This is a genomic window from Aeromonas sp. EU05-FHT14A05, assembly GCF_058791175.1.
Genome location: NZ_JBYTDH010000005.1, coordinates 1 through 25,305, shown reverse-complemented (window position 1 = coordinate 25,305; position 25,305 = coordinate 1). Strand labels below are relative to the sequence as shown.

The window sequence follows — 25,305 nt, the reverse complement described above, 5'->3', positions numbered from 1 at the left end:
ATCAGGCCAGCTGCCCGGCCAGCACGTCGGCGACAGTGTAAAACGAACCAAAGACGATGACCATATCATCAGGACTCGATGCGGCCAGGGCTGCCCGATAAGCCGCGCTCACGCCGTCAAAGGTCGCCGCTGGTCCCTGCCCGCCCCCGAGGGCGGCGGCAAGCTGCTCTGCGGTTGCGGCACGCGGGCCTGTGAGGCTTGCCAGGAACCACTGGTCGATGAGGCCATCGAGTTCGGCCAGCGACCCTGCCATGTCCTTGTCTTTCAGCATGCCCACCACGGCGCGGCGCTTGCCCTTGCAGGGGATCTGACGCAGCTGGCTCGCGAGATAAGCCGCCGAATGGGGATTGTGGGCCACATCGACGATGACCAGGGGCTCGTTTTGCAGCCGCTGCATCCGCCCCGCCAGCCGGGCATTGGCCAGCCCGTCACGGATCGCGGACTCAGAGAGCGGCAAGCCGAGGGATTCCAGCGCCGCCAGCACGGTAACCGCGTTCATCAGCGGCAGGGCGGGTTTGGGCAGCCCCAGCCAGTGATTCAGGCCATGGTAATCCCAGTCTGCATCGTGCTCATCGCCGTGGAAGTCGCGGCCGACCTGGCGCAGGCAGGCGCCGAGACGCGCCGCTTCGCTGGCGATGGTCGCTGGTGGATTGGGCTCGCCGCTGATGGCGGGTTTGCCCGCCCGATACACCCCGGCCTTCTCCACCGCCACCGCTTCGCGGGTATCACCCAGCCAGTCGCAGTGATCCAGCGCAATGGAGGTGATCAGGGCCACGTCGGACTCCACCACATTGGTGGCGTCGAGCCGGCCGCCCAGCCCCACTTCCAGCAGCAGCACGTCGGGGGCGGCGCGGCAGAAGAGCCACAGGCCCGCCAGGGTGGCGAACTCGAAGAAGGTGAGGGCAATCTCGCCGCGGGCGGCTTCCACCGCGGTGAAGGCCTCGCAGTGCGCGTTATCGGAGAGCTCGGCACCGTCGATGCGCACCCGCTCGGTAAAGCGCAGCAGGTGCGGCGAGGAGTAGACCCCCACCCTGTAACCGGCGGCCATCAGTATGCTGGCGGCCATGGCGCAGGAGGATCCCTTGCCGTTGGTGCCCGCCACCGTGATCACCTTGAACGGCAACTGGGTAAGGCCCATGCGCCGGGCAACGGCGCCGACCCGCTCCAGCCCCATGTCGATGTTGACCGGGTGGATCTGTTCCAAATAAGAAAGCCAGTCGACCAGCGACCGGCTTTGAGATTGTTGCATGTGCGAACTCATGTTCAGTCTTCGATGACCTGAGTATTCATCAGCTTGGCCAGCAGGCCGGCCAGGCGGTTGCGCATTTCGCGGCGGTCGATGATGAGATCGATGGCGCCTTTCTCCAGCAGGAACTCGGAGCGCTGGAAGCCTTCCGGCAGCTTCTCGCGCACTGTCTGCTCGATGACGCGGGGGCCGGCGAAACCGATCAGTGCCTTGGGCTCGCCCACGTTGATGTCACCCAGCATGGCCAGGCTCGCGGAGACACCGCCCATGGTGGGGTCGGTCAGCACGGAGATGAAGGGCAGACCGGCCTTGGTCAGCCTGTCCAGCGCCGCACTGGTCTTGGCCATCTGCATCAGGGAGAACAGGGCCTCCTGCATCCGCGCCCCACCCGAGGTGGAGAAGCAGACCAGGCCGCGGCCTTCCTTGATGCTCTCCTCGACGGCGCGCACGAAGCGGGCACCGACCACGGAGGACATGGAGCCCCCGATGAAGGAGAACTCGAACGAACAGGCGACGACCGGCACCCCCTTCAGGGTCCCCTTCATCACCACCAGCGCATCTTTTTCTCCCGTCTCTTTCTGAGCGGCAGACAAACGATCCTTGTAGCGCTTGGAATCCTTGAATTTCAAGATGTCCTGCGGCTCCAGCTCGGCAGCCACTTCACTGCGGCCTTCGACGTCGAGGAAGCTCTCGAGACGGGCGCGGGCACTGATCCGCATATGATGATCACACTTGGGGCACACTTCGAGATTGCGCTCCAGTTCTGCCCGGTAGAGTACCTGTTCGCAAGACGTGCACTTGGTCCACACCCCTTCCGGGATGTTGTGACGACGCGGTGTCGTGATCTTGCTCTTGGGAAGGATCTTCTCAAGCCAGCTCATGGAATTCCTTAATGCTTTTGTGCCTGACAAAACACATCGGGCCTTGGTTGTTCAATGACTTAAGGGCTCGATGGCAATAAATAACGGGTCATTAAACCACAAATTTTCGGGCCCAGTTACTAAAAACTGGTCGTACCCGGTGCCGAGTCCGGCAGCCAGAGCGGGCCGAGGGGCAACTGCGGCAGGGCAAACTCTGCCGGGTAGTCCACGTCCACCAGATAAAGCCCCCCCGCCTTGGCGGTCGGCCCCGCCAGGTTGCGATCCCTGGCCGCCAGCACCTCGGCTATCCACTCCACAGGTTTTTGCCCCTGCCCCACCAGCAGCAGGGAGCCGGTGATGTTGCGCACCATGTGGTGCAGGAAGGCGTTGGCCTTGATGTCGAGCACTATGTAAGGGCCGGATCGGCTGACGCACAGGTGAGTCACATTGCGCCAGGGGGTGTTGGACTGGCAGGCGATGGCGCGGAAGGTGCTGAAGTCGTGCTCCCCGAGCAGGCTCTGGCCCGCCTGGTGCATTAGCTCGGCATCTATGGTCTCGTGGTAGTGGCTGACGCCGCTGCCGAGGATGGCCGGGCGGAAGTTATGGTTGTAGATGACATAACGGTAGCGACGGGCGGTGGCGCTGAAGCGGGCGTGGAAGCTCTCGTCCACCTCCTTGACCCAGCGCACGGCGATGTCCGGCGGCAGGTTGGAGTTGAGCCCCAGGGTCCAGGCCCCCTCGGCGCGGTTCGCCTCGGTATCGAAGTGGATCACCTGGCCGGTGGCGTGCACCCCGGCATCGGTACGACCGGCGCACTGGATGGAGACAGGGTGGTTGGCGATGCGGCTGAGGGCTTTTTCCAGTTCGGCCTGCACGCTGATCACTTCGCGCTGACGCTGCCAGCCGAAATACCGGCTGCCGTCGTATTCAATACCTAGGGCAATTCGCATGGATGAATCTTGTCTTGTGGGGAAAGGATGAAAGAAACGGGCCGGATTATACGCCCTTGGGCCCAAAAGTCCCAGTTCGGGCCGGCATCCCGTGCCGGCGACCGGCATGAAAGAGGGCAGCCCGCGGGCTGCCCTCTGTGTTCATCACCGGCAAAGGGGATCACCCCAGGCGCCTGAGCAGCTTCTCGGCTTCGCTGCGCTGGTGCTCGCTGCCCTGGGCAGCCGCCTCTTGCAGCAGCTCGCGGGCGCTCTCCTTGTCGTCGATCTCGAGGTAGGCCCGGGCCAGATCCAGCTTGGCCCCCACGCCGCCGTCATCGGCATCCACATCGAACCCGGTGGACTGGGGCAACACCTCGGGGAAGCCATCCAGTCCCACGTCCAGGGAGAAGCCCTGGTAGGGCTCCTGCTCAGTGCTGCTGGCGTTGGCCTCGGCCAGGAGCTTGTCTATCTCCACGTAGTCGTTCGCCTGCGCCTGCTCACGGGGCTTCAGATCGCCCTGATGGGGCTCCACCTCGGTGAAGGCATCCTCGAAGTCCGCCAGGGCCAGCTCGTTGGGATCCCAGGCCGGCGCCGCCGGCTTGGTGGGTTCCAGCCCGAGCTCGGCCAGCATGTCATCGATATCATCCTTGCCATAGGCGTCGTCGCCTCGGGCAGCGGTGTCGGTGGCAGGCTCGTGGAAGTCGGTCTCGAGATCGCTGAGATCGAAGTTGGCAAGCGCCCCATCGCGCTGGCTTCTGCTCTGCTCCTGCGCCTGGCTGAGATCGGCCTCGAGATCGGCATCCAGCTCGGCGAACAGGGCCGCTTGCAGCTCCTCCTCGCTCATGAGCTCGTCGTCGGCCCGGGCCTTGGCCTTGGCCTCGGACTCGCCGGAGAGATCCAGCTCGGGGGCCAAGGGCAGACTGAAGTCACCCTCGTGGGCCAGGTCGAGTTCGGGCACCAGATCCGGATCCCGGTTGGCCGTCGTCACCGCAGGCTCCACATCGAAGGCGGACAGGGCCATCTCATCATCGCTGAAGACGACGTCAGTCGAGGCCTTGGCACCCTCCTGACGGCCATTGTCACCCGGCCCAAGATCCGGCATGGCGTGCATGGGCTCGTCATCGGCGATGCCGACCGTCATCAGCTGGTCAAATTCGCTGCTCTCCTCCCCCATCACCATGGAGGTGGACTCCGACAGGCTCTTCTCCTGCTCTTCCAGCTCGCGGCGAGCGCGGGCCCGCAGCCAGAGCGTCACCAGGGCCAGCACCAGCAGCACGGGCAGCAGAATGATCATGGCGAGGTTGAGCGGCGAGGCGAGCAGCTCCATCACCCAGTTCTGCTTGGGTGCGGGGGCCACCACGGGCGGCACCGGCTTGGCCTTGAGCTCCGCCACCTCTTTTTGCAGCGCGGTCTGATCCTGCAGCTGGGCCTTGAGGGTCTCCACCTCTTCGGTCAGGGACTGCAGGCGCAGCTTGAGCCTGTGGTTCATCTCGGTGACCTGACCGAGCTGGGCGTTGGCATCTTCCAGCGCCAGCGCCATCTCGGTGGAGGGCTTGCCCACCACGGCGGCGGCACTGACCGGCAAGGGGGCCGGGGCTGCGGTTGGCGCGGCGGCACTCACCGCCGGAGCGGCAGCCTTGGCGATCGCCGTCACCTCGGTCGCCGCCTGGGGCGCGCTCACCTTGGGGGCGGTCGGGAGGGGGGCCGCCTTGGCCACGGCCTTGACCGGCGCGCTGGTCGCCGGCTTGGTCGCCACCGGATGGGTCTGCTTCTCGGCCAGGTATTTGGGGCTCAGCCCCTTCCAGCTGGCGTTGTCGCTGTTGAAACGGCGACGGGCCTCGGCGTCCGTGATGCGGCCCGCCTCGGCGGCGCTTGGCAGCAGAATGCGGGATCCTACCAGGATGTGGTTGATGTTGCCGTCGGCAAAACTCTTGGGATTCTTGTCATAGATCGCCACCATGGTCTGGTAGACGGTCACCCGGCTGGAGGGGCGATGCTTGCTCGCCAGGCTCCAGAGGGTATCGGTGGAACGGACAGGGCCATAGCTGCCGGCGGCGGCGCTGGGCGCCTGACGCACTATGGGCTGGGCCCTGGGAGCCGGCTGGGCCGGTGCCACGGGCTGGGCCTGAGGCTGAACGACAGGAGGCGCGGCACCGTCCGGGCCCTTGAGCTCGACAAAGAAAGGCTCTCGCCCCGCCTCATCGGCCTGAGCCGTGCCCAGAAGACCCAATGCGAGTAGCGTTGCCAGCGTTATGCGGGAATGTCCCATATTCGTTCCTTCGTATGATGGCCCTATCACATTGAAAAATCTGGATAGTTACCCCAAAACAATCGGCTCAATATAAATCAGCCGCTGGTCTCAAGCCAGCGATCCGACATATTTCGCGTCCCCATGCCGCCAGAGAACGGCCCCAGACGCGAACCCGAGTGTAGAAAAAAACCTAGCTCACTGATATCACGCGACATTCTTAAAACCGGAGAGTGCGCCCCCGGTCACATCCCGGGACCCTGGCTCATCTCCTCGGGCGGGGCTCCCTCCCCGCCGCAGACCGCAAAACGGCCTCAGAGGTAGTCGCGCACCAGCAGCTCGGCAATCTGCACGCTGTTGGTCGCCGCGCCCTTACGAACGTTATCGGCCACGATCCACATATTGATACCGCTCGGATGAGAAATATCCTGGCGCACCCGGCCAACCAGCACCTCGTCCTTGCCGGTGGCGTCGCGCACCGGGGTCGGGTAGTCGGCATCGTCGTCAAACAGGGTGACGCCGGGGGCATTGCGCAGCAGCTCCTTGACCTGCTCGGCGTCCAGCGGCTGGTGCAGCTCGACGTGGACCGCCTCGGCGTGACCATAGAACACCGGCACCCGCACGCAGGTGGGGTTCACGGCTATGCTGGCATCCCCCAGGATCTTCTGGGTCTCCCACACCATCTTCATCTCTTCACGGGTGTAACCGTTGTCGGTGAAGCTGTCGATCTGCGGGATCAGGTTGAAGGCGATCTGCTGCGGATAGATGGTCGGCTCCACCGGACGGCCGTTGAGCAGATGGGCGGTCTGGCCCGCCAGCTCGCTCACCCCTTCCTTGCCGGAGCCGGAGACGGACTGGTAGGTCGCCACGTTGATGCGGGCTATGCCCACCTCGTCCTGCAGGGGCTTGAGGGCAACCAGCATCTGTATGGTGGAGCAGTTGGGGTTGGCGATGATGTTGCGGTTGCGAAAATCCGCCAGGGCATCCGGGTTCACTTCCGGGATCACCAGGGGGATGTCTTCGTCGTAACGGAAGCAGGAGGTGTTGTCGATGACGATACAGCCCTGCTCGGCCGCGATGGGGGCCCACTTGGCAGAGACCTCGGCGCCGGCGGAGAAGAGGGCGATCTGCACCTGGCTCCAGTCAAACTCCTCGACATCCTTGATCTCGATGTTCTTGCCGCCAAAGCGCACTGTGTCGCCGGCGCTGCGGCTGGAGGCCAGGGGATAGAGGGTGGCGACCGGGAAGGCGCGCTCCTCCAGGATCTCGATCATGGCCTGACCCACGGCGCCGCTCGCGCCCAGTACAGCTACGTTGAATTGTTGACTCACTGATGTTCTCTCCTGTGATATTGCCCGCCGATGAGGCCGACCGGGTCGGCATCAGGGGCGGCAGGCGTGATCTGTCTGATGGTCGGCCAGCAGGGTGCGGGCCGAGACGGAGGGCCCCGATCCGGTGATCGGAGCCCCCGCATGAATTCCGGTTTATTGTTGCGAGATGGCAAAGCCCAGCCGGGCCAGCCTGTCGCAGGCGAAGGGGCCGCTGACCTGCAAGGAGGAGAGCTCGCGCCGCTCCGGGTAGTCCTTGCGCTGCCCATCGAAGCTGCCGGGCAACCCGATCCGGTTGCGAAAGCGGGCATCGTCCCGGCGCACGTCATAGATGAGGTGGACCAGCTGCTTGATCAACCCCTGATCGGCGGGCTGACCCGGCGTCAGCTCGCGCACCTCGGGGGCGGGCAGCAGGGATTGCAGATCTTGGCGCGCCGTGCGCCCCAACTGCTGGCAGAGCGCCTGATAGAGCATCCAGGTGCCGCGGGCCTTGCCCTCCAGACTGTAGCCGGCGATGTGCGGAGTGGCTATCTCGGTGTAAGGCACCAGGGCACGCAGTGGCTCAGGCTCCCCTTCCCACACGTCCATCACCAGCTTGAGCGGCGCCTGGCTCTGCTGGCGCGCCAGCAAGGCCTGGTTGTCCCACACCTCTCCCCGGGAGGCATTGATAAGGAACTGGCCCCCGGGCAGCGCGGCTATCTCGCGCTCCCCCAGCAGGTGGAAGGTCGGCTCCAGTCCCTTGCGGGTCAGGGGCACATGGAAGCTGACGATATCGGCCCCAAGGGCCGTCTGATAATCGACAAAACCCGCACCGCCCTCAGTGCGTGCCCGCGGCGGATCGCAGCGCAGCACCTTCATGCCGAGCGCTTCTGCCTTGCCCGCCACGCACTCCCCCGTGTTGCCGGCACCGATGACGGCGAGGCTCATCCGATCGAGGCTGAGCTCATGGCGCTCCGCCAGCACCAGCAGGGCCGAGAGCACATAGTCGCCCACCGAATACTTGTTGCAGCCGGGGGCGCTGAAGAAGGGGATGCCCCGCTCGGCCAGGAGAGCGGTGTCGATGTGATCCGTGCCTATGGTGGCGGTGCCGACGAAAGCCAGCCGCGGGCAGCTGGCGAGCAGCCCGGCATCGACCCGGGTCACCGAGCGCACCAGCAGCACGTCGGCATCCTGCAGATCCGCCGCCCCTATCTGCCGTCCGGGCAGGGGGACGACCTCGCCAAACTCGGCAAACAGCTCGCAGGCATGGGGCATATTTTCATCAACGACGATCTTCATCGGCTCTCTTCTCATCCACAACCGGCCACAGGCGCGCCATTCTAGCCCAAGCGGGCCGAATTTTCAGAGACTTGTTCTCGGGCTATCGTGGGCAAAGAGTGCGCCGCTCTCTTAAGGTGACAGGGAACCAGGGCGTCGAAGCGGGTTCCCGGGCATCCACAGATGGAGCGTCGCACTCATATGTAACAACATGTTGCCCTCGCGCCCCCTGGCTTGACCAGGGGGGACGGGCTGGCACAATGGCGCCTCTTTGTCATCCACCCTGTCATGTGCACCTGTTACGAGCCCTCTCATGCCGACTCATGCCTCTTCGTTGCCACGCCGCCGGGTGCTTGGTTTCAACGCCATACTGCTGCTGCCGCTACTGCTGCTGGTCTGCCTGCCCTGGCAGCCCTTCATGACGGGTGCCCTGCAATCGGACTGGCTCTGGTGGCCCTATGCCCTCACCCGCATGGTGGACCTGCCCGGCCTTGCCATCACCATCGCCGCCTTGCTGCTGCTGACCCGACACAAGCTGACGCTCGGCCACACCGCCCTGCTGGCCCTTGCGGGCGCCCTCTTTGCCGCGCTCGCGAGCGACTGGATCATCAAGAGCCTCATCAAGCAGCTGACCGAGGAGCCAAGGCCCTATCTGCTCTGGCTGGAGAGCCAGGAGCTTATCCCCGCCATCCGCCAGTTCTATGCCGGCAGCAGTGCGCTTCGCAGCGAACAGGTCCACGCCGCGACCCAGTTGCTGGCGCTGCCCGCCTGGCTCGGCCACCACTGGCAGACGGAGGTGAACTACGCCTTCCCCTCCGGCCACAGCATCGCCGCCATGAGCCTGGCCCAGTTCTTCGGGCTGATCTGGCTGGCCCGGGCCCCCGCCGGGGTCTGGCTGCTGCCGCTCTGGGCCATCGGCATCGGCCTGTCGCGCACCCTGATCGGCATGCACTGGCCCCTGGACGTGCTGGCGAGCGCCCTGCTTGGCAGCCTCACCGCTCTCGTCGCCGCCCGCTGGTGGCTGCACCGCTACTGATCTCCCAGATGAAAAAACGGGCACCAGGGTGCCCGTTTTTCGTTGCAGGTGCTGCTCTCAGCCCTGGCTCTGCCAGCCCTGAGGGTACTTGTAGCCGACGAAGCGCTTGGCGGCATAGGCCTTAAACTCGGGGGAGTTGTAGGCCGCCGCCACATCCTTGGCGAACGGCTTGTCCGCATCGGCTCCTTTGACCACCACCCAGTTGATGAAGTCGTAGCTGCGCTCGAGGAAGAGACCCGTGCTGAACGGGATCCCGCTCGAGGCGGCGAAGTTACCGTTGATGACGGAGAAGTCCACGTCTTCACGGGAGCGGGGCAGTTGCGCCGCCTCCAGCAACACCAGCTTGATGTCGTGGGGGTTCTTCACCACATCGAATTCGCTCGCCTTGAGGGGGTTGATCCCCTCTTTGAGGGTGAGCCAGCCCAGGTCCTGCAGCATCAGCAGGGCCCGCGCCTGGTTGGTGGGGTCGTTGGGAATGGCGACAGTGCTGCCCTCTTTCAGGGCCTTGAGGTCCCCCAGCTTGCCGGCGTAGAGCCCCATGGGACCGGTCGGTACCTGGGTGATGGGTGCCAGGGAGAGGCCCCTGTCTTTGGAGAAGCTCTCCAGATAGGGTTTGTGCTGGAAGCAGTTGACGTCCAGGGACCCGTCCGCCAGGGCGATGTTGGGGGTCACGTAGTCGGTGAACTCCACCAGTTTGACCTTGTATCCCTTGGCTTCGAGCTGCGGCTTGATGGAGTCGGTCACCATGTCGGCGAAGTCTCCGACAGTAGTGCCTATCACTATCTCTTTCTTCGCCTCATCGATGGCAAAGGCTGACAGCGGCAGGCTGCTGGCGAGCAGCGCGAGGGCGGAGAGGGTGAAGAAGGAACGACGCTGCATAGAAACTCCCTGTCGAAATGATCATCAAAATGGTGGGGCCGCGGTTGTCATCATGAAGTCCGACACCACAACCATCTAGCCATCCAAACGGCTAATTAAGGACACCATAACAGAGCTTTTCCCCTTCGCCAAGCAACAAAACCGGGCAAGGTTGGCCAAATAGAGGCAAAGCCCATCCGCCCCCTGGATGAGAAATCTTTGACGGAGCACGCAGTTATGCGGCTTGCCCTCTCCCCGCTTGACGCAAAACCGGCTTATTGTGGTCATTCGATACCCATCTTCACGGGATCCCATAAGGGTGCCGAGAGCCTGCTCAGCCCCCAGACAGCACAAGGAGTAACCGTGTTCGATCATGTTGAAATCAAGGTGGTGCGCGTCGACGACTGCCGACGCTTCTATGAAACCGTGCTGGCCCCCCTCTTGATAACACTCAAATGGGCAGACAAAGACGCCGCAGGTTTTGGCCGGTTTGGTCACGACAAGGTGGGCTTCCTGATAGAGCGGGGCCAGCAGGGTGCCCCCTGCCATCTCGCCTTCGCGGCAAGCAGCGCGGCGCAGGTGGATGAGTTTCACCAGGCTGGCGTCAGGGCCGGCTTTGCCTGCAACGGGCAGCCGGGGCTGCGCCCCCACTATGCCCCCAATTACTACGCCGCCTTCCTGCTCGATCCGGACGGCAACAACATAGAGGCCCTGGCCTACCTTGACCCCCCTGGCATGACGAGCGCGTGAAGGGGCGCCGTGCAGCTTTGTCAGCAAGAGCCCGGCGTCGTTGAGCTCGGGACCGGGAGGCTCGCCACAAACAAAGGAGAAAATCATGCTTGAAAGCCGCGACACAGGCCTGCTGGTGGTCGATATCCAGGGCAAGCTGGCCCGCCTGGTAGAGGGGAGCGACTCGCTCATCGCCAACACGGCCCGGCTGGTGCAGGGAGCCAAGGCGCTGGGGCTGCCGGTTGTCTGGCTGGAGCAGAACCCGGACAAGCTCGGGGCCACAGTGCCCGAGTTGCAGCCGCTGCAGGCAGGTGCCCTTGTGCTGGCCAAGTTCAGCTTCGGCGCCCTGGGGGAGCCGACGGTCGCCGATGCCCTCGCCGGAACCGGGGTCGGCCACTGGCTGGTGTGCGGCATCGAGGCCCATATCTGCGTCTACCAGAGCGTGCTGGGGCTTCTGGCGAGCGGCGCCCGGGTCTCTCTGGTGGTGGATGCGGTGTCGTCCCGCACCGCCGCCAACCGGGAGCTCGCCATCGGCCAGCTGGCGACCCGGGGCGCATCCCTCACCTCGGTGGAGATGTGCCTCTACCAGCTGATGGGGGATTACCACCATCCGGCGTTTCGGGAGGTCCTGGTGCTCGTCAAATAGGCCTATGCAGACCCCTCATCCAGCTTCTCCTGTAGATAGCGATACCCCTCCACGCCGTCTGGCACGAAGCTCAGCCGGTGGCTGAGGCCGGGGGGCGCATCCTCGGGGTGGTGGGAGACGAACAGCAACTGGGTGCCTTCCCCTATGAGGCGCACCACCATCTCCCGCACCAGGTGGCGGTTCAAGGGATCCAGCCCCTGCAGGGGCTCGTCCAGAATGAGCAGCGGCGGATGCTTGACCAGGGCCCGGGCGATGAGCACCAGGCGCTGCTGGCCGAAGGAGAGGGAGTGAAAGGGCTGCGCCCCCTGCTCCTTTAGCCCCAGCTGGAGCAGCCACTGGTTGGCGAGCGCCAGCTGGCGATCCCCCGGGTGGGTATAGAGGCCGATGGAGTCATAAAAGCCGGAGAGGACCACCGCCTGCACCGAACAATTGACGCGATAGTCCAGGTGCAGGGCCGGGCTCACCAGGCCGATGTGGCGCTTGATCTCCCAGATGCTCTCGCCACTGCCCCGGCGCACTCCGAACAGGCGCAGATCATTGCTGTACCCCTGCGGATGATCCCCTGTGATCAGGGCGAGCAGGGTCGACTTGCCGGCACCGTTGGGCCCCACCAGTTGCCAGTGCTCTCCCTCCTCTATGGTCCAGTCGAGCCCGTCGATGATGACCTGCTCCCCGTAGGCGACGCGCAAGGCGCGCATCTGTACCCGGGGGCCGGGGGGCAAGGGTGCGGGTGCCGTCAGCGGTGGCGGTAAGCGGGGTGAGGCGATTTCGGCCCGTGCCAGCTGGGCCACCTCCCGGCTGCCGAGCACGGCGTCACGCTCCCCCGCCAGCAGCAGGCTGAGCTCCCCGAGCAGGCCGAGGTGGGTGGCAAAGGGGGGGATCTCGTCGAAGCGGTTGACGATCACCACCAACCGCTGTCCCTCCCCGACCAGCTCTGCCAGCAGCCTCATCAGCTCCTGGCGAGAGCCCTGATCCAGCCCATCGAAGGGCTCGTCCAGCACCAGCAGTTCGGGCCGCCCCAGCAGGGCGCGGGCCAGCAGCAGCTTGCGCCCCTCCCCGCTCGAGAGATGGCGGTAGGGACGATCCCACAGGGACTCGATGCCGAAGCGCGCCAGCAGCGAGCGGGCCTGGGCCTCCTCGCCCCCCTCCTCCAGCATCAGGGTAGACACCCGATAGCCTGCCTCCTCCTCTTCCCCCAGCATGTCGGTGTTGCGCCGCTGCCAGTCCAGCTCCCCCAGCCGCTGCTGCGACTCGAAGGAGAGGCGCTCGGCCCTCACCCGGCCAGTTACCTCCCCTGCACGGACGGCCAGCTCGCCGCACAGGGCAGAGGCCAGCGCCGTCTTGCCGCTGCCGTTGCTGCCGACGAAGGCCCAGCACGCCTGAGGCGCCAGCTTGAGGTCGGGGATGAAGAGGGTCTGGTCGCCGTGAAGAGCCAAGCTGGCCGATTGCCACTGCAAAAGAGTCATGGATCCGTCCTGAGTGCTGTTTTGCCCTTACCTTAACAGGGATAGCGACCAGCGGCAGCCATGACTGGGGTGAGGGCGCTTCACAACAGGCCCTTCTATCAACAAAAAGATCATTAGCGTTGAATGCGAATAACTCTCAATTAAACACGTAATCTGCCCCATTGATACCCCCATATGGGCTCAAATGAGATTTCTTTGAGCCCCCTCTCAACTCCGGAACGAGAGCCTTTTGAATCGTCTTTTCTCATGTATAGATGCCCGTCGCACCTCGGACGGTGCGCCCTTAAGATGGAGTTTATCAATGAGAAAAACATCGTTAGCATTGGCAATCACGGCCCTGCTCTCGGCCCTGCCTGTGGTCTCGGCGCAGGCTGCAGAGAGTTGTGCCCCCCTCACCGGCAGAGAAGTCGACATGGATACCGGCCGCACCAGCGCACAGCGCTGTCTGCCCGGCATCAACCCCTTGCAAGACCAGCAGTGGCACCTGCTCAACAGTGGCCAGCATGCCTTCAGTGCCCGTGGCGGCGTGGCGGGCAATGATCTCAACCTCTGGTGGGCCCACCGCACAGAGGTGCTCGGCCAGGGGATCAATGTGGCCGTCGTGGACGACGGCCTGGCCATCGCCCACCCGGATCTCGCCGACAACGTCCGCCCCGGTTCGAAGAACGTGGTGACAGGCAGCGACGACCCGACGCCGACCGATCCGGACAGTGCCCACGGTACCTCTGTCTCCGGCATCATAGCGGCGGTCGACAACGCCATCGGCACTCGGGGCGTGGCCCCCCGTGCCCAGCTGCAAGGCTTCAACCTGCTCGACGACAATAGCCAGCAGTTGCAGCAAGACTGGCTCTATGCCCTCGGCAACAGCCAGGCCAGCCGCGACAACCGCGTCTTCAACCAGAGCTACGGCATGAGCCTGGTCGATCCCCAGGGGGCCGGCGGGCTCAACCAGGTGCAACTGGATCGCCTGTTCGAGCAGATGACCCTGAAGGCGCAAGGGGCTGCTTACATCAAGGCCGCGGGCAACGGCTTCAGCCGCATTGCCGCCGGCAACTATGTGCTCAACCGCACCGGCGGCGAACTCAGACTGCCGTTTGAAAACAGCAACATAGATCCTTCCAACAGCAACTTCTGGAACCTGGTGGTCAGTGCAAGCAACGCGGACGGCGTGCGCTCCTCCTACTCCAGCGTCGGCAGCAACGTCTTCCTGACGGCCCCGGGCGGCGAGTACGGCACCGCCTCACCGGCCATGGTGACCACGGATCTGCCCGGCTGCGACCTGGGTTACAACCGCACCGATCGTCAGAGCACCAACCGACTGCACGGCAACCCGGCGCTGGATGCCAGCTGCGACTACAACGGCACCATGAACGGCACCTCATCGGCCACCCCGAACACAGCTGGCGCCATGGCACTGCTGATGTCGGCCTATCCGGACTTGTCGGTACGGGATCTGCGGGATCTGCTGGCGCGCAATGCCACCCGCATCGATGCCAACCAGGCAGCGGTCACACTGAGCTACACAGCCGCCAATGGTCAGCAACGCCGGGTGACCGGGCTGGAAGGCTGGGAGCGCAACGCCGCCGGGGTCTGGTTCAACCCGACCTACGGCTTTGGCCTCATCGATGTGAACAAGGCCCTGGCGAGCGCCGCCACCCACAATCCCTTGCCGCCGCTGGTACAGCTGCCCTGGCAGAAGGTCACTGTGCAAGGCGCCCAGGGCGCCATCCCGGATCTGGGCAGCAGCCCGACCACCTCCAGCACCCGGGTCAGTCAGCCGCTGACCGTGGAAGCGGTGCAGGTGCAGATCAGTCTGGATCACCAGCGGCTGCCCGATCTGCTGATCGAGCTGGTCTCCCCCTCCGGCACCCGCAGCGTGCTGCTCAACCCCAACAACAGCCTGGTGGGTCAATCCCTCGACCGGCAGCAGCTGGGTTATGTGCGTACCAAGGGGCTGCGCGACATGCGCATGCTCTCCCACAAGTTCTACGGGGAATCCGCCGAGGGCGAGTGGCAACTGGCGGTGACCGACGTCGCCAGCGGCACCCGTCAGGTCTCGCTGCTCAATCGCAGCACCAATGTCCGCACGACCCTGACCGAGCGCAACAACAGCCAGCCGGGTCAACTGCTCAACTGGTCCCTGCGGGTGATCGGCCATGAAGCAACCTCCCTCTAATTCCACAGGAGTCACAACATGAAACACAGCTTACTCAGCCTTGCCCTGGCAAGCCTGCTGGCCTCGGTTTCCGCTCAGGCCACGGCCGAAGAGTCGGTGGTCATCGAGGGCAAGCAGTACAGCACCATAGAGGTGAACGGTCAGACCTACCTCACGCCGGACAACGGCAGCAAGAAGCGCGTCGCCCGCAGCCTGGATGGCAAGACGGCACAACCTGGCCTGCGCAGCGGTGACGTCTTGCTGCAGGGGGTCGCCAGCCCCGAGCTCACCGTCAGCGGTACCCTGCTGATCGAGGCCGACGAGCCTCAAGCCAGGGCACTGGCCACGCGCCACGGTCTGAGCTTCAAGCAGAGCAGTGGCGGCATCGCCCTGCTGGAGGCCAAGCCAGGCACCGATCTGAACGCCGTCAGCGCCCGACTCAAGCAGGAAGGTGTGAAGGTGCAGATCGAGCTGGCCGGCGCCGAGCAGCAGCCCAGGTGACGCGCGCCTCGCTCTGAAGCTGTCATCTCATCGAGGGGGCCATGGGCCCCCTCGTCTTTAGCCACGACGCCGCAGCAACCTCATCCTCCAATCCCCACCCGGCGATGACCCCCCATAGAGAGTGCGAGAGACGAGATCCAATTCACCTTGCACATACGAATCATCGACGCAGCCCCTTGCTGGTAATAAAAAACGGCACCGAGAAGGTGCCGTCATGGATTATGGTAGTGAGCTGCCTGTGCTGGCTCAGCTTGCCTTATTCTGCTCGGCCAGATAGAGCCAGGTGTCGACCACGGTATCGGGGTTCAGCGACACGGAGTCTATGCCCTGCTCGACCAGCCAGGCGGCGAAGTCCGGGTGATCCGACGGCCCCTGGCCGCAGATGCCGACGTACTTGCCCGCCTTGCGGGCGGCCGCGATGGCCATGGCCAGCAGCGCCTTGACCGCCTCGTTGCGCTCATCGAACAGGTGGGCGATGAGGCCCGAGTCCCGATCCAGCCCCAGGGTCAACTGGGTCATGTCATTGGAGCCGATGGAGAAGCCGTCGAAGTGCTCGAGGAACTTGTCCGCCAGCAGGGCGTTGGAGGGGAGCTCGCACATCATGATGACTTTCAGCCCCCGCTCGCCACGGCGCAGGCCGTTCTCCGCCAGGATCTCCACCACCTGCTCCGCCTCGCCCACGGTACGCACGAAGGGGATCATCACCTCGACGTTGGTCAGGCCCATGACGTCGCGCACCCGCTTCATCGCCTCGCACTCCAGCGCGAAGCAGGGGCGGAAGCTGTCAGCGATGTAGCGGGAGGCGCCACGGAAGCCGATCATGGGGTTCTCTTCATGAGGCTCGTAACCACGGCCCCCCACCAGGTTGGCGTATTCGTTGGACTTGAAGTCCGACATCCGCACTATGACCCGCTCCGGCCAGAAGGCGGCGGCCAGGGTGGCGATCCCTTCCGTCAGCTTGGCGACGTAGAACTCGCGGGGGCTCTCGTAGCCCGCGATCATCCTGGTGATGGTGGCTTGCAGCTCGGGCGTCTGCTTGTCGAACTCCAGCAGCGCCTTGGGGTGCACCCCTATCATGCGGTTGATGATGAACTCGAGGCGCGCCAGACCCACGCCGGCGTTCGGCAACTGGGCGAAGTCGAAGGCCCTGTCCGGGTTGCCGACGTTCATCATGACTTTGATGGGCAGGCGCGGCATGTTGCCCACCTCGGTCACCGCCACGTCGAAGTCGAGCTCGCCGTCGTAGATGAAGCCGGTGTCCCCTTCCGCGCAGGAGACGGTGATGAGCTGACCCGCCTCGATGCGGTCGGTGGCATCGCCACAGCCGACCACGGCCGGGATGCCGAGCTCACGGGCTATGATGGCGGCGTGGCAGGTGCGGCCACCCCGGTTGGTGACGATGGCGGAGGCCCGCTTCATGATGGGCTCCCAGTCCGGATCCGTCATGTCGGTGACCAGCACGTCGCCGGGTTGCACCTCGTCCATCTGGCTGATGGAGCTGATGACCCGCGCCGGGCCCGCCCCTATCTTGTGGCCGATGGCGCGCCCCTCGATCAGCACCTTGCCGGATTGCTTGAGGGCAAAGCGCTCCAGGGTGTTCGCCTCCTGGCGACTGCGCACGGTTTCCGGACGCGCCTGGACTATGTAGAGCTTGCCATCCTGACCATCCTTGGCCCACTCGATGTCCATCGGGCGACCGTAGTGTTGCTCGATGATGAGGGCCTGCTTCGCCAGCGCCATCACTTCCTCGTCCGTGATGCAGAAGCGGTTGCGCTCGGTATCCACGGTGTCGACGATCTTCACCTGGCGGCCGTGACCGGCGTCCTCGGAGTAGGTCATCTTGATAAGTTTCGAACCGAGCGTCTTGCGCACCACGGCGGGGCGACCGGATTTCAGGGTCGGTTTGTGCACATAGAACTCGTCCGGGTTGACGGCCCCCTGCACCACCATCTCCCCCAGGCCCTGGGCGCCGGTGATGAAGACCACGTCGTTGAAGCCGGATTCGGTATCCAGGGTGAACATGACGCCGGAGGCGGCGAGATCCGAGCGCACCATGCGCTGCACCCCGGCGGAGAGGGCCACGCCCTTGTGATCGTACCCCTGATGTACCCGGTAGGAGATGGCGCGATCGTTGAAGAGGGAGGCAAACACATGCTTGATGGCGGTCATGACAGAGTCTATGCCGCGCACGTTGAGGAAGGTCTCCTGCTGACCCGCGAAGGAGGCGTCCGGCATGTCTTCGGCGGTGGCGGAGGATCGCACCGCGAAGGAGGCCTCGATCCCGGCGCTCAGCTTGTCGTAGGCGGCACGCACCGCCTGCTCCAGCGCAGGCTGGAAGGGGGCATCCACCACCCAGTCACGGATCTGCTGACCGGCCCGGTTGAGGGCGGCAATGTCGTCCACATCCAGGCTGTCGAGCAGGTCGTGGATCTTGCCATTGAGGCCGCTTAACTCCAGAAACTCGTTAAACGCAAAGGCGGTGGTCGCAAAGCCGCCCGGCACGGACACGCCGGCACCTGAGAGGTTGCTGATCATCTCGCCAAGGGATGCATTCTTGCCGCCAACGCGCTCAACGTCCTGCATTCCGAGCTGTTCGTACCAGAGTACGTACTGTTGCATTTGCATGTCTCCAGGTTGGTGGGCCAGGGTGCCGAGCACCTGCTGTGCCAAATCATGTGTTTTTGTATGTGTGTGTTGCCAACGACCATGAAAACGTTTTCTACTGATTATCAAAAAAATCCCCGAGCAAGATTTGGGGATGGCCGTCTGACACAGACATTCTACAATGGCGACACAAAAAGGTAACGACTCAGGTTTGCAAGCGAGTTCACAACTTGGGAATGGCAGACCTGTTGACAAAAGAGATATGGTTTCGAGAGATACTGAATGCTCGCAACCCCCCAGGAGCACACCACAGGAGTCCGCTGTGCACACCGTATTCTATGTATCCGACGGCACTGCCATCACCGCCGAGGTGTTCGGCCACGCCGTGCTGAGCCAGTTTCCGCTGATCTTCGAACAGGTCACCATCCCCTTCGTGGAGACCCAGGAAAAGGCGCGCCAGGTGCGGGCCCGCATCGATGAACAGTTTCGCCAGACCGGGGTGCGCCCCATACTGTTTCACACCATAGTCGACCCCCTGGTACGGGAAGAGGTGCTCAAGGCCCAGGCCAGCAGCCACGATTTTCTCAACACCTTCGTGAGCCCCCTCGAGCAGGAGCTCGGGATCAAGGCCGAGCCCAGGCTCCACCGCACCCACGGCATGGAGAACCGCAAGCTGTACGACGATCGCATCGAGGCGGTCAACTTCGCTCTCAGCAATGACGACGGCATCACCACCAAGGAGTATGACGAGGCGGACATCATCCTCATCGGGGTCTCCCGCTGCGGCAAGACGCCAACCAGCCTCTATCTGGCGCTGCAATTTGGCATCCGTGCCGCCAACTACCCCTTCATCGAGCAGGACATGGGCTCGCTGGAGCTGCCCGCCCCGCTCAAGGCCAACCGCCACAAGCTGTTCGGTCTCACCATAGCCCCCCAACGGCTGCACGAGATCCGCAACCAGCGCCGCGCCAACAGTCGCTACTCCTCTCTCGAGCAGTGCGAACAGGAGCTGGCAAGCGTGGAGCGGCTGTTCCGCCAGGAGGCGATCCGCTTCCTCGACACCAGCTCCCACTCGGTGGAGGAGATCAGCGCCAAGATCCTGGAGGCAACCGGCCTGCGCCGCCAACTCTGCTAGCCGGCATGAAAATAGCCATATCAAGCACTATCAGACAGATTGCCGAGTGGCAAGATAATGAGACAGCAAGAGTGGGAGAAATGACGCCGGCGGATCCACCGGCGTCATGAGGTTCAGGGGCGAGGGTGGGTGCCTGGCTTGTTGAGTTCCCGGTTGTTCATCAAGATGCCATGAAAACGCAGCAAGCCGTGGCGTTTGCGCACCCGCTCGCTCAACCAGCAGGCGGGTAGCAGGCCAAGTCCGGCGGCGAGCGTCAGCACCATGGCGATGTTGTTCACCAGATAATCTGCCCCCTGCCATCCCCAGACCATCAAGCAGGCCGCTGCCATGGTCAACAACATGGGGGAGAGCCAGACTCCCAGCCAGAGCGCGGCGAGCAGCAAGCCACCGACAATACTTTCGATCATATGAGTCCTTTCTTGAAAAAAGGCTACTAGCACATCAAACCACCGCCATGTCAATAGCATAAAAATCAACCGCGCACAAAACCATCAATCACTTCCAAAAACCCTTTCCAGATCATGAAAAACCTGAACATTGGCCACAAAGCAAACCATTGATGAGGAAAACAGGTGCACAAGCGGTCGATTATCACTATTCTGCTCGGGTTGGTAGCCGCCATAAAAAACAGTGCGCGGCAAACCGTAACGATATTAATACGGATTTCGTCACGTTTTCGGCACAAGATGCCGCGCCTGGCACAGGAGGTGCCATGGCAGACGAGGCGCGAGACGAGTGAATTCAGCGACGTAAGGAAGGAAGAATGGATCTTCAACAAGACGGCGAAGAGCTCAAGCGCGGCCTGAAAAACCGCCACATCCAGCTCATCGCACTGGGCGGTGCCATAGGTACCGGCCTGTTCCTCGGCATTGCCGACACCATCAAGATGGCAGGCCCCTCGGTGCTGCTTGGCTACGCCATCGGCGGCTTCATCGCCTTCCTCATCATGCGCCAGCTCGGCGAGATGGTGGTGGAAGAGCCGGTAGCCGGCTCGTTCAGTCACTTTGCCTACAAGTACTGGGGTGACTTTGCCGGTTTCGCCTCCGGCTGGAACTACTGGGTACTCTATGTGCTGGTGAGCATGGCGGAGCTGACGGCTGTCGGCATCTACGTGCAGTACTGGTGGCCCGAGATCCCGACCTGGATGTCGGCGGCCTTCTTCTTCGTGCTGATCAACGCCATCAACCTCTCCAACGTCAAGGCGTTCGGCGAGATGGAGTTCTGGTTCGCCATCATCAAGGTCGTGGCCATCCTCGGCATGATTGGCTTCGGCGGTTACCTGCTGTTCTCCGGCACCGGCGGCCCCGATGCCTCCGTCAGCAACCTCTGGGCCCAGGGCGGCTTCTTCCCCAACGGGGTGGGCGGCCTGGTGATGGCCATGGCCTTCATCATGTTCTCCTTCGGCGGTCTGGAGCTGGTCGGCATCACGGCGGCGGAAGCCGACAACCCCGAGAAGAGCATTCCCAAGGCCACCAACCAGGTGATCTACCGCATCCTCATCTTCTATATCGGCGCCCTGGCCGTGCTGCTCTCCCTCTATCCCTGGGGCAAGGTGGTGGAAGGCGGCAGTCCGTTCGTGATGATCTTCCATGCTCTCGACAGCAACCTGGTGGCCAACGTGCTCAACCTGGTGGTGCTGACTGCGGCCCTCTCCGTCTATAACAGCTGCGTCTACTGCAACAGCCGCATGCTGTTCGGCCTGGCCAAACAGGGCAACGGCCCCAAGGCCCTGCTCAAGACCAACAAGAGCGGTGTGCCCCTGATGGCCATCTCCATCTCGGCGGCCGCCACCCTGCTATGCGTGCTGATCAACTACCTGATCCCGGGCAAGGCCTTCGGCCTCTTGATGTCCCTGGTGGTCTCCGCCCTGGTCATCAACTGGGCCATGATCAGCCTGGCGCACCTCAAGTTCCGCAAGGTCAAGGCAGCCGAGGGGGTTGAACCCAAGTTCAAGGCGCTCTGGAGCCCCTTTGGCAACTACCTCTGCCTCGCCTTCATGGCCGCCATCCTGGTGATCATGTACATGAACGACGGCACCCGCATCTCGGTCGAGCTGATCCCGGCCTGGGTACTGGTGCTGGGTATGGGCTATCTGTTCAAGCAGAAGCGCCAGGGTCGAGTGGCCACCAATCTGGGCTAAGCCTCCCCGATCCTCTTACGAAAATGCCGGTCAGTGACCGGCATTTTTTTATGCGCCAGCTCCCCTGGCATGGGCGAAGCCGTCCATCACTCCCCTGGCCTGCCCAGATAAGATGCGCCCCTTGTGCACCTTCACTCAGCGCCCATGCACAGACCCTATAACGACAAACCCGAGGCAGAAGCCTCGGGTTTGGAGAGATCAGGGCCGGTTGAACGGTCCATCATTCCAGCAGGAAGACGGCTTCCACGTTGTCCGTGATGCTGATCTGCTGCTGTTGGTAGCTGTTCTCCACCATGTCGGCGGCAGGCGCGGCGGCCGCCTTCATGGCACGGCTATACACAGGAATGGGGGAGCTGTTGCGATACTCGACGCTGTACACCTTGCCAAGCTTCATGCCAAAGGCCTTGGCCAGGGATTCCGCCTTGCTGGTGGCATCTGCCACAGCGCCAAGACGGGCCTGATCCTTGATGATCTGTGGTGACTTGAGGCCGTACTCAATCTGGGAGACGGACTCCAGACCCGCCTTGAGGGCGGTATCCATCAGCTGGCTCAGCTTGTCGAGCTGGTAAAGTTTGACCGCCAGCTGGCGCTGGGCACGGTAACCCACCATCTCGGGCTGCTTGTTCTGCGGATACTGGTACTCGGGGGAGATCACCAGATTGCCGGCCTCCACATCGCTGCGCTTGATGCCGAGGCTCTCCAGTTGACCAAAGAAGGCGGCAACCTTGGTATCTACCTGCTGCTTGGCCTTGAGGCCCTGTTTCTCCAGGGCGGTCACGGCGACGTTGAGCGTCAGCATGTCGGGCTCGGCCTTCTGCTCCGCGTAGCCGCTGACCACCAGATGAGGAGCCTGGGGCACCTCGATGGCAAGCAGCGGAGCACTGACAACGAGCGCAGACAGGGTAAGAAGGGGACGCCACATAGAAAAAAACCTCCATCGATTAGATGGAGGCCATTATGCACGTCGTCGATTGGGATTCATATATCGTGCAATGGGGGGATCTGCTCCAGCACCTGATTGGTCATGTCGATGTTGATGCTGATCTCTGCGCCAAGCGGATTGCCATGGCTCGCGATCACGGACGACGGAACCTCGGCTCCGAGCAGAGACTCATCCTCGAAATGGAATGAATCCCACGACAGAACGTGACCTTGCGATGGCACGCTCGGCTCGGAAGCCGTCACCACCGCCAGACTACTCCAGTCAAGCTCTTCACCATGGCTGAGCAGCCCCTGCAAGGAGCTGTCGCTCAGGCTCTGCAACGAATACTCCTGCTGCCCCCACTCATGGCCAACCAGCACCATCATGTGAGGCAAGGGCGCATCCTCTGCCGGCGTGAAGCTGATGCTGGAGGCGGCAAAGTCCACATTGAGCAACCCCGCCACATCGCCATCTTCACTCTCCAGCTCCAGACCATTGAGCTTGTCACCCGTCATCGCGGCCTGATAGCCAAAGCGGCCAGAGCAGACGATGCTGTCCTGCCCATCCCAGCTATAGCGAATGCCATCGATGTCGACCCAGTTGAATGACTGCATGGTGACCCTCTCCTGATACTGACGCTATCTTAGCCGTCCACTTCATCAAATAACAGGGGCCGGGCAGACCCGGCCCCCACGCTTTGATTATGGATCAACCTTGAGATTGCCTTGGTTCAACAGGTCCTGAATGATCTGCAAATCGGTCCGTGTCGAATTGGCCGTCAGATCCACATTGTCAAAGAAGATGGTATGGGTCGTTGTGCCCCCAGCCGAACCATCCAGATCGATCGTCAGGGTCGATTTATTCACTCCCGGACCAGGGGCAAAGGTCAGATACTGATCCAGAGAGGTTGCGTTGGCATGCTCGCCACTGAGCAGTTCGCTCAGATCCAGTACATCTCCGTTGACCCCCGTCGTGAAGTCCTTGATGACGTCGGTACCACCGGCATCTCCCGCCTGCCACTTGAAGGTATCGTTACCACTCCCTCCCTCCAGGGTATCCGCACCCAAACCGCCGATCAGGACATCATTGCCACCTTGACCATAGAGGATATCGTTGCCAACCCCACCATCCAATATGTCATCGCCACCGACTGAGCCTTCTTGAGCATAGGTTGCATGGTTGGTTGCCAATTCTGCTAGCAACTGATTTGATGTAAGCCCAGGATGCGCAGCCACAAATGCCGCCCAGCCACCATCTGCATTATTGGCATAGATGCTGTCACCAAAGATCACATCATTGCCAGCACTACCTTGCAGGTGATCGTTGCCTACCGAAGCAGCTGCACTCCCCCCGCCAGTAAGCTGACCAATAACGGTATTAAGCTGGTTGGCATTGTTGACATTGGTTGCACTACCTCCTGTTCCCTCAACTTGGCCAAGTAGCGTCAATGCATTTGCATCGACCTGAATTCCAACAGACTCAATGGTGAAAGTCTGTCCGGCTGATGAACCTATATTCTCAATACGATTTACTTCACTGACATTATCATCATTGCTTGAGCCACTAGGATTATATGTCCCGAGCACATGCTGCATTGCCACATTACTGCTGACATTATCAACTGTCGTTATGCCATTTGCATTGTATGCCCGGTTGGGCTCCCCATCAGAAACAAAAATCACCTTGTTCACATCCGCCGCTGCAATCGGAGCGTTAGGGCCGACCGACTCAATCCAATTATTAGCTGCGATTAATCCCGCTTCATAGTTTGTTGCATCTGCACTTGGCACCGTAATGGCGTTGACAAAAGCAATCGCAGCCAAGCGTTGGGCATTGTCATCAACTCCGCTAGTTGTCAAAGTGAAGCTAGCGGAGCTGTTGACTTGGGTAGCGAACGCATCAATATGAATTCGAATATCGCTCGCACCCGAGTTGTAAAGCCCATTAATCGCACTGATCACTGCCTGCTTCATAGCTTCAAGGCGAGTGATACTGGATGTGACGCCATTAGCATTGGTGAACTGAATTGTATTGCTGATCATGCTGCCGGAGTTATCCAGCACGAAAGCGATATTCGCCTTCTGTCCAGGTAACTGGTTCGAACCTCCGGCATCCCCGATCAAGACATCATTGCCACCTTTTCCATCGATTTCGCCAGCGTCACCAGACACGACAAATGGCACTGAGCTGCCGCTGACATCGTCTACATTACTACCAACGATAAGGACAGGAGCAACGACCGGTTCAAAGGTCACCTGCAATATTGATGTATCTTTGTCACCATCGCCATCAACTACGGCAACATTGAAATCTGTGAGCACTGGGTCTTCTTCAATACGCTCGAGCAAATTCGCTCCAGTAACTCTGAAACCATCACCACCAGCATCAGACAACTCCACTCGTGTGATATTTGTCAACGTAGTGGGGATGGTTGCCTCTATGTGATTTGTAAAGAGTGTGCTACCGCTTTGAGTTACCTGATCACCATTCGAGTTAGTACCATAGACAGTCCAGCTCACTAAATTTGTGGCTGCATTCGATTTATTTTCAACAGAGAAAGAAACCTCTAATGCGGGGTTTGAAAAATCAAAGTAAATCTTATTCACCCCCTCGATCCACTGATTGTCAGTCGCCAGACCTTGCGTACTTGAGTTAACAGTCCCCTCCAGTGAATCTACCGTCATGATGACATTCTGCCCATTGGGGATAATATCACCAGGCTTGTAAATACCACCTGTATCGGTAATAACCAGATAGTTCTGATAGCCGCCGATACTCTTGTTGAACGTTGCAGAGAACTCTTCTATTGCCCCATCAACCTTACCGTCCATGTCAATGACATAGTGGCCAGTAGCATCCAGGGTCATGGTAAAGATCAGATCCTGTCCGCTGCCACCAGTGTATGCACTTGGCACAGTGCTGGTATAAGCAAACAAGGCACCCGGCGAAACCGGATTCACGTAGTAATAGATAGTGTCTCCATTTGAGGTCAACATACTAGCCGCATAAGTAGTGGTGGTTCCATTCCAGCCAGAGATGTTGCCCGTTAAGTCACCATAGCCAGCACCATCACTACCAAGATCAACGGTATAGGTGCCCTCAACATGTCCCGTATCCGAGTTAGCCAAAGAGGCTGACTGTGAAGCTTCAACAATGTCCGGGCCGTCATCCTCGAAGGCCACCAGGCCCGCCAGGTCGACCGAGGCCTTGGCGGTGTCGCCATCGCCGTCGGTGATGGTCGCGGT

20 protein-coding genes are annotated in these 25,305 nt (G+C 62.0%); 7 read left to right on the top strand and 13 right to left on the bottom strand.

Annotated elements, in window-relative coordinates:
• Position 1: 1 nt before the first annotated feature.
• From folC to AC3WR3_RS08890, 6 genes are all read right to left on the bottom strand, one after another.
• Complete coding sequence (gene folC, locus AC3WR3_RS08915) at positions 2-1,261, bottom strand: bifunctional tetrahydrofolate synthase/dihydrofolate synthase (RefSeq protein ID WP_492291676.1); 1,260 nt, start codon at positions 1,259-1,261, stop codon at positions 2-4.
• A gap of 2 nt (positions 1,262-1,263) precedes the next feature.
• Positions 1,264-2,127 (bottom strand): acetyl-CoA carboxylase, carboxyltransferase subunit beta, encoded by an 864-nt coding sequence (gene accD, locus AC3WR3_RS08910; RefSeq protein ID WP_492291675.1) that lies wholly within the window; start codon positions 2,125-2,127, stop codon positions 1,264-1,266.
• A 119-nt stretch (positions 2,128-2,246) separates the two neighbouring features.
• Complete coding sequence (gene truA / locus AC3WR3_RS08905; RefSeq protein ID WP_492291674.1) at positions 2,247-3,056, bottom strand: tRNA pseudouridine(38-40) synthase TruA; 810 nt, start codon at positions 3,054-3,056, stop codon at positions 2,247-2,249.
• A gap of 160 nt (positions 3,057-3,216) precedes the next feature.
• Positions 3,217-5,304, bottom strand: coding sequence for a FimV/HubP family polar landmark protein (locus tag AC3WR3_RS08900; RefSeq protein ID WP_492291673.1), 2,088 nt, complete (start codon positions 5,302-5,304; stop codon positions 3,217-3,219).
• A gap of 293 nt (positions 5,305-5,597) precedes the next feature.
• Positions 5,598-6,614: an aspartate-semialdehyde dehydrogenase gene (locus tag AC3WR3_RS08895; RefSeq protein WP_139439503.1), complete on the bottom strand. Its 1,017-nt coding sequence runs from the start codon at positions 6,612-6,614 to the stop codon at positions 5,598-5,600.
• Positions 6,615-6,767: 153 nt separating this feature from the next.
• A complete protein-coding gene (locus AC3WR3_RS08890; RefSeq protein WP_492291672.1) occupies positions 6,768-7,889 on the bottom strand; it encodes a 4-phosphoerythronate dehydrogenase in 1,122 nt (373 codons plus the stop codon).
• A 292-nt stretch (positions 7,890-8,181) separates the two neighbouring features.
• On the opposite strand from AC3WR3_RS08890, the gene AC3WR3_RS08885 reads away from it, so the two are divergent.
• A complete protein-coding gene (locus AC3WR3_RS08885; RefSeq protein WP_139439501.1) occupies positions 8,182-8,904 on the top strand; it encodes a phosphatase PAP2 family protein in 723 nt (240 codons plus the stop codon).
• A gap of 57 nt (positions 8,905-8,961) precedes the next feature.
• On the opposite strand, the gene AC3WR3_RS08880 is transcribed toward AC3WR3_RS08885, so the two are convergent.
• Entirely contained in the window at positions 8,962-9,783 is an 822-nt protein-coding gene (locus tag AC3WR3_RS08880) for a MetQ/NlpA family ABC transporter substrate-binding protein (RefSeq protein WP_247626476.1), read from the bottom strand.
• A 342-nt stretch (positions 9,784-10,125) separates the two neighbouring features.
• Between AC3WR3_RS08880 and AC3WR3_RS08875 the strand changes: the two genes are divergently transcribed.
• Positions 10,126-10,512: a VOC family protein gene (locus tag AC3WR3_RS08875; RefSeq protein WP_492291671.1), complete on the top strand. Its 387-nt coding sequence runs from the start codon at positions 10,126-10,128 to the stop codon at positions 10,510-10,512.
• 85 nt (positions 10,513-10,597) lie between these two features.
• Positions 10,598-11,137, top strand: a complete 540-nt coding sequence (locus tag AC3WR3_RS08870; RefSeq protein WP_492291670.1) for an isochorismatase family protein — start codon at positions 10,598-10,600, stop codon at positions 11,135-11,137.
• 2 nt (positions 11,138-11,139) lie between these two features.
• Here AC3WR3_RS08870 and modF read toward each other — a convergent pair whose 3' ends face one another.
• Positions 11,140-12,603 carry a molybdate ABC transporter ATP-binding protein ModF gene (gene modF, locus AC3WR3_RS08865; protein ID WP_492291669.1) on the bottom strand — a complete coding sequence of 488 codons (1,464 nt, stop codon included), beginning with the start codon at positions 12,601-12,603 and terminating at the stop codon, positions 11,140-11,142.
• A 301-nt stretch (positions 12,604-12,904) separates the two neighbouring features.
• On the opposite strand from modF, the gene asp reads away from it, so the two are divergent.
• A complete protein-coding gene (asp, locus tag AC3WR3_RS08860) occupies positions 12,905-14,779 on the top strand; it encodes a serine protease Asp (RefSeq protein WP_492291668.1) in 1,875 nt (624 codons plus the stop codon).
• An 18-nt stretch (positions 14,780-14,797) separates the two neighbouring features.
• Positions 14,798-15,259: a serine protease chaperone gene (locus AC3WR3_RS08855; RefSeq protein WP_492291667.1), complete on the top strand. Its 462-nt coding sequence runs from the start codon at positions 14,798-14,800 to the stop codon at positions 15,257-15,259.
• 246 nt (positions 15,260-15,505) lie between these two features.
• Here AC3WR3_RS08855 and ppsA read toward each other — a convergent pair whose 3' ends face one another.
• On the bottom strand, positions 15,506-17,878 hold the full coding sequence (gene ppsA / locus AC3WR3_RS08850; protein ID WP_492291666.1) for a phosphoenolpyruvate synthase: 2,373 nt from the start codon (positions 17,876-17,878) through the stop codon (positions 15,506-15,508).
• A 307-nt stretch (positions 17,879-18,185) separates the two neighbouring features.
• Here ppsA and ppsR point away from each other — a divergent pair, with 307 nt between their 5' ends.
• A complete protein-coding gene (gene ppsR / locus AC3WR3_RS08845) occupies positions 18,186-18,998 on the top strand; it encodes a posphoenolpyruvate synthetase regulatory kinase/phosphorylase PpsR (RefSeq protein ID WP_139439492.1) in 813 nt (270 codons plus the stop codon).
• Positions 18,999-19,111: 113 nt separating this feature from the next.
• Here the strand turns inward: ppsR and AC3WR3_RS08840 are convergent, their stop codons facing one another.
• Positions 19,112-19,402, bottom strand: a complete 291-nt coding sequence (locus AC3WR3_RS08840; RefSeq protein WP_492291808.1) for a hypothetical protein — start codon at positions 19,400-19,402, stop codon at positions 19,112-19,114.
• A 359-nt stretch (positions 19,403-19,761) separates the two neighbouring features.
• On the opposite strand from AC3WR3_RS08840, the gene AC3WR3_RS08835 reads away from it, so the two are divergent.
• On the top strand, positions 19,762-21,138 hold the full coding sequence (locus tag AC3WR3_RS08835) for an amino acid permease (protein WP_492291665.1): 1,377 nt from the start codon (positions 19,762-19,764) through the stop codon (positions 21,136-21,138).
• 220 nt (positions 21,139-21,358) lie between these two features.
• Here AC3WR3_RS08835 and AC3WR3_RS08830 read toward each other — a convergent pair whose 3' ends face one another.
• The 3 genes from AC3WR3_RS08830 to AC3WR3_RS08820 form a co-directional block, all read right to left on the bottom strand.
• Positions 21,359-22,060 carry an SIMPL domain-containing protein gene (locus AC3WR3_RS08830; RefSeq protein WP_139439489.1) on the bottom strand — a complete coding sequence of 234 codons (702 nt, stop codon included), beginning with the start codon at positions 22,058-22,060 and terminating at the stop codon, positions 21,359-21,361.
• Positions 22,061-22,116: 56 nt separating this feature from the next.
• Positions 22,117-22,674, bottom strand: a complete 558-nt coding sequence (locus tag AC3WR3_RS08825) for a hypothetical protein (RefSeq protein WP_492291664.1) — start codon at positions 22,672-22,674, stop codon at positions 22,117-22,119.
• Positions 22,675-22,761: 87 nt separating this feature from the next.
• Positions 22,762-25,305, bottom strand: a 2,544-nt coding sequence (locus AC3WR3_RS08820; RefSeq protein ID WP_492291663.1) for a type I secretion C-terminal target domain-containing protein, incomplete at its 5' end; no start/stop codon positions are given.

Bases quoted from the DNA above. Each gene is read 5' to 3' on its own strand.
- folC (WP_492291676.1), bottom strand. From the start codon at position 1,261: ATGAGTTCGCACATGCAACAATCTCAAAGCCGGTCGCTGGTCGACTGG.
- accD (WP_492291675.1), bottom strand. From the start codon at position 2,127: ATGAGCTGGCTTGAGAAGATCCTTCCCAAGAGCAAGATCACGACACCG.
- truA (WP_492291674.1), bottom strand. From the start codon at position 3,056: ATGCGAATTGCCCTAGGTATTGAATACGACGGCAGCCGGTATTTCGGC.
- AC3WR3_RS08900 (WP_492291673.1), bottom strand. From the start codon at position 5,304: ATGGGACATTCCCGCATAACGCTGGCAACGCTACTCGCATTGGGTCTT.
- AC3WR3_RS08890 (WP_492291672.1), bottom strand. From the start codon at position 7,889: ATGAAGATCGTCGTTGATGAAAATATGCCCCATGCCTGCGAGCTGTTT.
- AC3WR3_RS08885 (WP_139439501.1), top strand. From the start codon at position 8,182: ATGCCGACTCATGCCTCTTCGTTGCCACGCCGCCGGGTGCTTGGTTTC.
- AC3WR3_RS08880 (WP_247626476.1), bottom strand. From the start codon at position 9,783: ATGCAGCGTCGTTCCTTCTTCACCCTCTCCGCCCTCGCGCTGCTCGCC.
- AC3WR3_RS08870 (WP_492291670.1), top strand. From the start codon at position 10,598: ATGCTTGAAAGCCGCGACACAGGCCTGCTGGTGGTCGATATCCAGGGC.
- modF (WP_492291669.1), bottom strand. From the start codon at position 12,603: ATGACTCTTTTGCAGTGGCAATCGGCCAGCTTGGCTCTTCACGGCGAC.
- asp (WP_492291668.1), top strand. From the start codon at position 12,905: ATGAGAAAAACATCGTTAGCATTGGCAATCACGGCCCTGCTCTCGGCC.
- AC3WR3_RS08855 (WP_492291667.1), top strand. From the start codon at position 14,798: ATGAAACACAGCTTACTCAGCCTTGCCCTGGCAAGCCTGCTGGCCTCG.
- ppsA (WP_492291666.1), bottom strand. From the start codon at position 17,878: ATGCAACAGTACGTACTCTGGTACGAACAGCTCGGAATGCAGGACGTT.
- AC3WR3_RS08835 (WP_492291665.1), top strand. From the start codon at position 19,762: ATGGATCTTCAACAAGACGGCGAAGAGCTCAAGCGCGGCCTGAAAAAC.
- AC3WR3_RS08830 (WP_139439489.1), bottom strand. From the start codon at position 22,060: ATGTGGCGTCCCCTTCTTACCCTGTCTGCGCTCGTTGTCAGTGCTCCG.
- AC3WR3_RS08825 (WP_492291664.1), bottom strand. From the start codon at position 22,674: ATGCAGTCATTCAACTGGGTCGACATCGATGGCATTCGCTATAGCTGG.